This window comes from Mycolicibacterium chlorophenolicum (genome assembly GCF_001044235.1).
GTDB lineage: Bacteria > Actinomycetota > Actinomycetes > Mycobacteriales > Mycobacteriaceae > Mycobacterium > Mycobacterium chlorophenolicum.
The window spans coordinates 38,353-47,047 of the sequence record NZ_JYNL01000011.1 but is presented as its reverse complement, the minus strand read 5'-3'; the positions used below and the strand labels follow the sequence as shown (position 1 = coordinate 47,047).

The following is an 8,695-nucleotide window of genomic DNA, read 5'->3' as shown; positions in this document are numbered from 1 at the left end:
CGCACCAACGTTCTCTACGCCCTCATCCGTGACAACCGGACCTGGCAACCTGATTCACCCCCGGTCACCGCCGCGGCTTGACTTCTTCATTGAGAGTCCTTTCCTCGAAGGCCGGAAGCGGCCGTCCAGAGTTCGGAGATTACACGCGGCGCGTGCCCCGCCCGGGCGAAAGAAAGCGGCTGACCAGCGGCGAATCGACGCTCCCGCGGGTGTGCTGGGCGGCGCGGGCGCCGCCGACGACGGCGCGACCGCCACCCCTGCCGGCAGTCGGTGTTTGCCGGCGTGTGCGGGGACGGGGACGACATGCAGGTGCTGACCGGTGGGCTGTTTGCGAGAAGTGGCTCACCCGGCACGGTCGCCGCGCACACGATGCGCTGGTCGTTACGGGTTTCTTACGAATCGTCTGTTCTGGTCAGGCGGGGCGGTGCACGGCGATCAGCGCATCGGCCTGCCGCGCGCAGCGCCGTAGCGCGGCGAGGTCGCGGATCGTCACCCCGTGGTCGTCGAGGGTGATCCAGCCGTTGGCGACGAAGGCCGCGAGCGCGTCGGTGCCGGAGGTGTGCCCGGCGCCGGCCAGCTGGGTGAGGTCGTCGTTGTGCAGCCCGCAGGCGATGTGCACGGTGCCGTCACTGCGGGTGTCGAAGCGCGACGCGAGGTGCACGAGCTGTCCGGCGATCCGGCCGGCGACCCCGGTCGACGCGAAGCCCACCAGCTGCGCCTCCACGTCGTCGAGGCGCTCGGTCAGCCGTTCGAGCAGCAGCCAGCACCACTGCGGATCGTCGGTGAGCACGGCGCGCAGCAGCTGCCGCGGCACCTTGGTGGCGATCACCCGGGACAGTGCGGTCGCCGTGCTGGTGCGCGGCCCGGGATCGAAGACGGCGAGTTCACCGAGCACGTCGCCGGGGCCGAGCACGGCCATCAGGAAGTCGCGGCCGTCGTGGCTGCGGCGTGAGACGCGGACGTGGCCGCTGCGGATGACGAGCATGTGATCGCCGGGATCACCTTCACCGAAGATCACGGTCGACTCTCCGAACATCACGTCGGCGTTCAACCGGTCGAGCTCGCGCAGCTGCGCACGGTCGAGACGGCCCTTCATGGTTCACGACGCTACGAACGGGGCCCCTGCCGCATAAGGGCCTTTCGGCCCTCGTCGCCTGCGTCAATGGGCCTCAGACTCTCGGCATGGACGACCATGGGCATCATCACGACGTTCTGAACGACCTGCGGCCGCAGCATCGCGCGCTGCGGCAGATGATCCCGGACGTCTACAAGGGGTTCGCCGCGTTGAGCGAGGCGGCGCTCGTCGACGGTGCCTTGAGTCAGAAGGTCAAGGAGCTGATGGCGATGACGATCGGGATCGTGCACGGCTGCGACGGGTGTATCGCCTCGCACGCGCGGTCGGCGGCGCGTGCCGGGGCCACCTCAGCGGAGGCGGCCGAGGCGATCGGCGTGACGATCATGATGCACGGCGGCCCGGCGACCATCTACGGGGCACGGGCGTACTCGGCGTTCTGCGAGTTCGTCGGAGACGGCGTCGGATAGGCTCGCCGCCGGTCAGAGCGCGCGCAGCGTCCGCTGGTAGCGCCGCATCCCGGAGATCCAGCGGTCGTAGTCGCCGCCCTTGTGCCGGTACATCCCCAGCAGCTCGGCGTGGGGCAGCACCATGAACCGGTCGGCGAGCATCGCCTCGATCGTCGCGGTCGCGACGTCGGCCGCGCTGATCACCGAGGCAGACTGCTCGACCGACGACGCGCCGAGCCGGCCATCGGGATCGTCGGTGCTCCGGACCGCCTGCAGCAGCGGTGTTTCCACCCCGAGCGGGCACACACAGCTGACACCGATGCCGTCGTCGCCGTAGGTGATGGCCAGCCACTCGGCGAACCCGACCGCCGCATGCTTGCTCACCGCGTATCCGGCCGCACCGAGTTGCGTCAGCAGTCCCGCCGCCGACGCCACCGCCACGAAGTACCCCGAGCCCCGCGACTGCCAGTGCGGGACAACCAGTCTCGCCGCTCGGATGTGCGCGCGCAGGTTCACGTCGAGGATGACGTCCCAGTCGGCTTCGGACCCCAGGCCCGGGGCCCCCATGACGCCGGCATTGGCGACGTAGATGTCGACCGGATCGAACTCCCGGCTGGCCAGCGTGATCATGCCTTCGATGTCGACCACGTCGGCGGCGTCCGCCCGCAGCGCCACCGCCTGGCCCCCGGCCGAGCGGATCGCCTCCGCTGTCGCGTGCGCGTTCTGCTCGTCGAGGTCGCCGACGACCACCCGCACTCCGCGCTGCGCGAGACCGTCGGCGATCGCCGCCCCGATTCCTGAGCCTGCGCCCGTGACGATCGCGACCTTGCCGTCCAATTCCATGCGCTGATTGTCGACCGTGAGCGTGCGTGAACTCCCGGTCTGGGGCGGCGTGTCGGCCGCAGACACGCACTGTCGGGCGGAGAGGGGAGGGGGCTTCCTAGCCGAAGTGGACGCCCTGGGCCAGCGGGAGTTCCGAGGAGTAGTTCACCGTGTTGGTGGCGCGCCGCATGTACGCCTTCCACGCGTCCGAGCCGGATTCGCGGCCGCCGCCGGTCTCCTTCTCACCACCGAACGCCCCGCCGATCTCGGCGCCGGACGTGCCGATGTTGACGTTGGCGATCCCGCAGTCCGATCCGTCGGCGGCCAGGAAACGCTCCGCCTCGCGGACGTCGAGCGTGAAGATCGCCGACGAAAGTCCCTGCGGCACCGCGTTGTTCATCGCGATCGCCTCGTCGAGCGTCTCGTAGGTCATCACGTAGAGGATCGGCGCGAACGTCTCGAGGTGCACCACCTCGCTCTGCGCGGGCATCCGCACCACCGCGGGACGCACGTAGAACGCGCCCTCGTCACCGACGTCCACGCGCTCGCCGCCGACCACCGTGCCACCCTCGGCGGCGGCCTGCTGCAGCGCGCCGACCATGTCGCGGTAGGAGGTCTCGTGGATCAGCGGGCCCACCAGTGTGCCGTCGGCCGACGGGTCGCCGACCGGCAGCTGGGCGTACGCCGACACGATCCGGGACACCAGCTCGTCGGCGATCGAGGAGTGCACGATCAGCCGGCGCAGCGTCGTGCAGCGCTGACCGGCCGTGCCGGCCGCGGAGAACACGATGCCGCGCACCGCGAGGTCCAGGTCGGCCGACGGTGTCACCACCGCGGCGTTGTTGCCGCCGAGTTCGAGCAGCGCCTTGCCGAAGCGCTGCGCCACCCGCGGGCCGATCTGCCGGCCCATCCGCACCGAGCCGGTCGCCGAGAGCAGCGCGACGCGATGGTCCTCGACCAGCCGCTCGCCGACCTCGCGGCCACCCTGCACCAGCTGCGAAACGCCTTCGGGGGCGCCGACGTCGGCGCACGCGCGGGCCAGCAGCGCGTGGCAGGCGATCGCGGTCAGCGGGGTCAGCTCGGACGGCTTCCACACCACCGTGTCACCGCAGACCAGCGCGACCGCGGTGTTCCACGCCCACACCGCGACGGGGAAGTTGAACGCGGTGATGACGCCGACCACGCCCAGCGGATGCCAGGTCTCCATCAGCCGGTGTCCCGGCCGCTCGGAGGCGATCGTCTTGCCGTAGAGCTGCCGGGACAGTCCCACGGCGAACTCGCAGATGTCGATCATCTCCTGCACTTCGCCCAGCGCCTCGGAGGTGATCTTGCCCGCCTCGATGGTCACCAGCGACGCCATCTCCTCCTTGTGCTCGACGAGCAGCTGACCGAGCCGGGCGACCAGCGCGCCGCGCACCGGCGCCGGCGTGGTCCGCCACGTGGCGAACGCCTCGGCGGCCGCGGCGATCGCCGCGTCGACCTGATCGGGGGTCGACTCCGCGACGGTGAACAGCACGTCGCCGTTGATCGGCGAGCTGGCGGTGACGCCGCCGGCGTTCGGGTCGCCGAGCGGCACCTGCGCGCCGACGGCGGTCATCGCCTCGCGTACGCGGGTGCGCAGCGCGTCGGAGGTGGGCAGGGGGGACGTCACAACGGTGGTCATGAGCACGCGACTTTCTCGTAGAGGTCGTACGGGTCGTGAATGTGATGGCCGATCCGGCCGGCCATCCAGTCCTGGCTGTAGGAGGTGTCATCGGCGCCCTCGGCGGCGGGGGAGTCGCCGTCGAGGTTGGAGCGGAAGATGCCGGCCGCCGACGCGGGCAGGAAGTCCTCGTACACAACGGGTCTCGCCGGATCGCCGTCGTGGTAGTAGGCCAGCCCGGAGGCCGCCATCTCGGCGTCGGTCGCGGGGAAGTGCTGATCCCACACCGCGGCCGGATCGGGGCACGCCATCGCCGCGTCGTAACGCTGCCGGCCAAGCGGGGTCAGGGCAACCCCGCGCTGCTCGACCTCGCCGAAGCGCACCCGCAGCGTCCCGTCCACCACGGAACCGTCGGCCAGCCGGAACCGGCGCGGCTCGGTGAGCGCCCGAAACGAGGTCTGCCGCAACAGCACCTGCGGGCCGTCGGTGCGCGGCGGGCCCTGGATGTGGTCGATCATCGTGATGCCGCGGGCGGTCATCCCGCGCTGCAGCGCGTCGATGTCGAGCACCCGCGGGGTCAGGTGGTTGATGTGGGTGGAGCGCACGCCGGCGATGTCGGCGGCCACCGCGGAGACCGCGGAGAGTTCGTCGTACCAGCCCCGGTCGATCGGCTCGCGCGACAGCGCGAACGCCGACACGGAGGCGGCGACGAAGTCGTCGGCCTCCGTTGTGGGGCATCCGCCGTCGGCGGCGATGCGCCGCGCCGCCGCGATCAGCGCGGGGTCGAACAGCCGGCGCGTCTCGAGGAAGGCCGCCACCCGCGCGCGCAGGTCGTCGGAGAAGAACCGCCGGTCGGCTGAGGCCAGGATCGAGGTGAACACACGGAAGGGGTTGCGCGCCAACTCCTCCGGGTCGATCGGACGGAATGCCGTGGAGACCACCGGGACCGGGGAGGCGGCCTCGCGCAGGTCGTAGTACCCGACGGGGTACATGCCGAACGCGGAGAACAGGTCGGCGACGTCGGCGAGTTCCTCGGCGGTGCCGACGCGGATCGCTCCGTGCCGTTCGGCGGTGACCCGGTCCAGCGAGCCGAGCCGCACGGCCTCGCCGTCGGCGGCGACGACGCCGCGGTTCACCTCGGAGCTGACCTCGACCAGGGTGTGGTAGGCGGGGACCTCGGCGCCGTACATCGCCGCCAACCCGGCCGCGAATTGCGCCCGTAATCGCCAGGTTTCAGTGATGGACACGTACGCATGCCCCCTTCCGATACAGTGCGGCCATGACCGGCCCCGAGGAATGCCCGCCGCTCGACGACATCGATCGCGTGCTGGTGCGTGAACTGGTCGCCGACGGGCGCGCCACGCTGGCACAGCTGGCCGCGACGGCGGGGCTGTCGGTGTCGGCGGTGCAGTCGCGGGTGCGCCGGCTGGAGTCGCGCGGCGTGGTCACCGGGTACACGGCCCGGATCAACCCGGAGTCCGTCGGCAACATGCTCTCGGCGTTCGTCGCCATCACTCCTCTCGATCCGTCTCAACCCGATGATGCGCCTGCCCGGCTCGAGCACATCCCCGAAATCGAGTCCTGCTATTCGGTGGCCGGGGAGGACAGCTACGTCCTGTTGGTGCACGTGGCGTCGGCGCGGGCGCTGGAAGGTCTGCTGCAGCGGATCCGCACCGCGGCCGACGTGAAGACCCGCAGCACGATCATCTTACATAAATTCTACAGCGACAGACGGTACATACCGGAGTAGTAGCGGTCAAAAGTGGCTTTGACGGTAAATATTCCGTTAGGATGCCCGTATGACTGATGTTCTGCCGGCGCGCGTCCAGAATGCGCTCACCCCCGCCGACGTCCGCCCCGTGCTGGCCCGCAGCATCCTGGCCGACGGCCTGGACCTGGTTCTCGACATCGAGCGCTCGCACGGCTCGTATCTGGTCGACGCCCGTACCGGTCGTGGCTACCTCGACATGTTCACGTTCTTCGCGTCCTCGGCGCTCGGCATGAACCATCCGGCGCTGGCCGGTGACGAGGAGTTCCGCGCCGAGCTGACCGCCGCCGCGCTGAACAAGCCGAGCAACTCCGACGTCTACAGCGTCCCGATGGCGCGCTTCGTCGACACCTTCGCGCGCGTCCTCGGCGACCCCGCGTTGCCGCACCTGTTCTTCGTCGACGGCGGCGCGCTGGCCGTCGAGAACGCGCTCAAGGTCGCGTTCGACTGGAAGAGCCGGCTCAACGAGGCGCAGGGCCGCAGCCCGGAACTCGGCACCAAGGTGCTGCACCTGCGCGGCGCGTTCCACGGCCGCAGCGGCTACACGATGTCGCTGACCAACACCGACCCGAACAAGGTCGCCCGGTTCCCCAAGTTCGACTGGCCGCGCATCGACGCGCCGTACCTGCGGTCGGGTGCCGATGTCGAGGCACTCGAAGCCGAGTCGCTGCGCCAGGCCCGCGCCGCGTTCGAAGCCGCTCCCCACGACATCGCGTGCTTCATCGCCGAGCCGATCCAGGGTGAGGGAGGTGACCGGCACATCCGCCCGCAGTTCTTCGCCGCGATGCGCGCGCTGTGCGACGAGTTCGACGCGCTGCTGATCTTCGACGAGGTGCAGACCGGCTGCGGCATCACCGGAACCGCTTGGGCCTACCAGCAACTCGGGGTGATGCCCGACGTCGTCGCGTTCGGCAAGAAGACCCAGGTGTGCGGCGTGATGGCCGGCGGCCGGGTCGACGAGGTGCCCGACAACGTGTTCGCGGTCAGCTCGCGCATCAACTCGACGTGGGGCGGCAACCTGGTCGACATGGTGCGCTCACGCCGCATCCTCGAGGTGATCGAGGCCGACGGCCTGTTCGAGCGCGCCGCCGACAACGGCCGCTACCTGCGTGACCGGCTCGACGAGCTGGCCGCCGCGTTCCCAACCTTGGTGCACGACGTGCGCGGCCGCGGGCTGATGTGCGCGTTCAGCATGCCCAGTGCCGCGCTGCGCGACACGCTGGTGGCCCGGCTGTGGGACGCCGGGGTGATCATGCTCGGCTGCGGACCCGACAGTGTGCGGTTCCGGCCCGCGCTGACGGTGTCGCGCGACGAGATCGACACGGCGGTCGACGCGGTCAGCGCGGTGCTCAGGTCGATGTCGGTTCGATCGGCTGGGTGAGCCGGCGGATCGTCGAGCGCAGTCTCGGCAGTTCGGCGCCGCCGACCAGCGCGCACCCGTGCAGTTCCGCCAGTTTGCGTGCGGCAGGGGTGAATTGGTGGTTGGTGACGACCATGGTGCGGGTGCAGTCCTGCATCGGGGCGCCGGCCACCACCTCCTGCACCGCGCCCGTCCCGACCGGCCGTGACTGACGCTTGCACTGCACGGCCAGGCGGTGCGGCCGGTGGCCGACGATGAGGTCGACGCCCCAGTCCCCGGACAGCGGCGTCATGATCACCGGCACGCCGACCGAGCGTGCGATCCGCGCGACGTAGTCCTCGAACTCGGTGCCCGACATCTCGTCCCGCACGGCCCGCTCCCGCTCACCCGGGGTGGCCGCGCCGACGACGATCGCGGTCAGGAAGCGCGGCAGCAGCGGTGTGACCGCCGCGAGCACCACGCACCACCAGCCCGGCACCCCGAGCAGATACGCGCAGGCGCCCGCGGCGACGCCCAGCGCCATCGCCAGTCGCCAGCGTGTCCAGCTCACACCCGGATCGTAGGGGCGCACCCCGACACACCACGTTTACCCGCGGGGGTGTCCGGGAAGTCACGATCGCATGACGGACCTGTCAGGCCACCGGAGCCGGCACGGCGTCGATTACGACGACCACGGTGTGCGCGACGCCGTGCGCGCCGGACTGGGTTTCGCGGCGGCCGGTCTGCTGTTCCTGATCACCGCCTCGTTGTGGATGAGCACCTGCACGGGTTCGACGGTCGACGCGCTGGCGTGCGGTGCGCCGCAGCGTGCCGGCGCCGCGGCGGGTGCGCCGCTGATCCTGCTGGCCGGCGCCGCGTGGTCGTTGCTGCGCGGCGCCCGGGTCCGGCGCGAGGCGCCCGCCTGGTGGGCGTGGCAGGGCGCCGGGTGGACGCTGCTCGTCCTGATGGCCGTCAGCGTCGTGGTCGCCCTGCCCTGAACCCGCCTCGGCCGCTCAGACACACTCCACGAGAACACCGTTCGTCTCGCCGACCGCACCGAGGGTGGCGTGCACGCTGATCTCCTGGTCCCCCGGAGAGAAGGTCGCGCAGACGATTCCGCACTCCCGGCGGTCGACCTTTCGGGCCAGCGCCGGCGACCGCTGCATCAACCCCAGTCCGGTCTCGACGATGTGCGCGGAGGTGACCGACTCCACCGAGTCGCCCGCGGCGCCGCGACGCACCACCGACAGCAGCGCGTGCTCGACCGCGGTGCGCATCGCGCCGTCGGGTAGTTGCGCCTGCTCCCAGGCGCGCAGTGCGGCCCGCATGGCGGGGCAGTCGTCGTGGCCGAGCACCACCACCAGTGGGACCTCGAGGGTCTCCACCGCGTACTCGATGCTGGCCAGCACGCTGGTGTCCACTGCGTGACCCCAGGTGCTGACGTCGAGCAGCGCGCCGGCGGGCTGGTTGAACACCGTCTCGCTGCTGATGCCGGCGTCGGCGCAGCGGAACACCGCGGCGACGGGTTTGTCGGTGGGGTGGGAGATGCCGGCCCGCAGTCGCTGCCAGGTCGTCGTCGCGTCAGGCATGTCAGTGGTCATGT

The 8,695-nt window shown here is 70.8% G+C and carries 10 protein-coding genes; 4 read left to right on the top strand and 6 right to left on the bottom strand.

Going from position 1 to position 8,695, the window contains the following annotated elements; genetic code table 11:
• Nucleotides 1-412: 412 nt before the first annotated feature.
• Nucleotides 413-1,096, bottom strand: coding sequence for a Crp/Fnr family transcriptional regulator (locus MCHLDSM_RS06585; RefSeq protein WP_053082929.1), 684 nt, complete (start codon nucleotides 1,094-1,096; stop codon nucleotides 413-415).
• 86 nt (nucleotides 1,097-1,182) lie between these two features.
• Between MCHLDSM_RS06585 and MCHLDSM_RS06580 the strand changes: the two genes are divergently transcribed.
• Entirely contained in the window at nucleotides 1,183-1,542 is a 360-nt protein-coding gene (locus tag MCHLDSM_RS06580; protein ID WP_048469428.1) for a carboxymuconolactone decarboxylase family protein, read from the top strand.
• 12 nt (nucleotides 1,543-1,554) lie between these two features.
• Here MCHLDSM_RS06580 and MCHLDSM_RS06575 read toward each other — a convergent pair whose 3' ends face one another.
• From MCHLDSM_RS06575 to hglS, 3 genes are all read right to left on the bottom strand, one after another.
• Nucleotides 1,555-2,364: an SDR family oxidoreductase gene (locus tag MCHLDSM_RS06575; protein ID WP_048469427.1), complete on the bottom strand. Its 810-nt coding sequence runs from the start codon at nucleotides 2,362-2,364 to the stop codon at nucleotides 1,555-1,557.
• A gap of 97 nt (nucleotides 2,365-2,461) precedes the next feature.
• Nucleotides 2,462-4,006: an L-piperidine-6-carboxylate dehydrogenase gene (amaB, locus tag MCHLDSM_RS06570; RefSeq protein ID WP_048469426.1), complete on the bottom strand. Its 1,545-nt coding sequence runs from the start codon at nucleotides 4,004-4,006 to the stop codon at nucleotides 2,462-2,464.
• Entirely contained in the window at nucleotides 4,003-5,232 is a 1,230-nt protein-coding gene (hglS, locus tag MCHLDSM_RS06565) for a 2-oxoadipate dioxygenase/decarboxylase (protein WP_082168774.1), read from the bottom strand. Before hglS ends, amaB begins: the two co-directional genes overlap by 4 nt.
• Nucleotides 5,233-5,264: 32 nt before the next feature.
• On the opposite strand from hglS, the gene MCHLDSM_RS06560 reads away from it, so the two are divergent.
• Nucleotides 5,265-5,735, top strand: coding sequence for an Lrp/AsnC family transcriptional regulator (locus tag MCHLDSM_RS06560; RefSeq protein ID WP_048416577.1), 471 nt, complete (start codon nucleotides 5,265-5,267; stop codon nucleotides 5,733-5,735).
• Nucleotides 5,736-5,784: 49 nt separating this feature from the next.
• The gene (lat, locus tag MCHLDSM_RS06555) at nucleotides 5,785-7,134 is read left to right on the top strand and encodes an L-lysine 6-transaminase (RefSeq protein WP_048469424.1); all 1,350 of its coding nucleotides are present in this window, start codon (nucleotides 5,785-5,787) and stop codon (nucleotides 7,132-7,134) included.
• Here the strand turns inward: lat and MCHLDSM_RS06550 are convergent.
• Nucleotides 7,103-7,663, bottom strand: coding sequence for a restriction endonuclease (locus MCHLDSM_RS06550; protein WP_060937701.1), 561 nt, complete (start codon nucleotides 7,661-7,663; stop codon nucleotides 7,103-7,105). The genes lat and MCHLDSM_RS06550 overlap by 32 nt on opposite strands.
• Before the next feature lie 70 nt (nucleotides 7,664-7,733).
• On the opposite strand from MCHLDSM_RS06550, the gene MCHLDSM_RS06545 reads away from it, so the two are divergent.
• A complete protein-coding gene (locus MCHLDSM_RS06545; RefSeq protein ID WP_048469422.1) occupies nucleotides 7,734-8,090 on the top strand; it encodes a hypothetical protein in 357 nt (118 codons plus the stop codon).
• A 15-nt stretch (nucleotides 8,091-8,105) separates the two neighbouring features.
• On the opposite strand, the gene MCHLDSM_RS06540 is transcribed toward MCHLDSM_RS06545, so the two are convergent.
• Nucleotides 8,106-8,693 carry a carbonic anhydrase gene (locus tag MCHLDSM_RS06540; RefSeq protein WP_053082928.1) on the bottom strand — a complete coding sequence of 196 codons (588 nt, stop codon included), beginning with the start codon at nucleotides 8,691-8,693 and terminating at the stop codon, nucleotides 8,106-8,108.
• Nucleotides 8,694-8,695 lie beyond the last annotated feature (2 nt).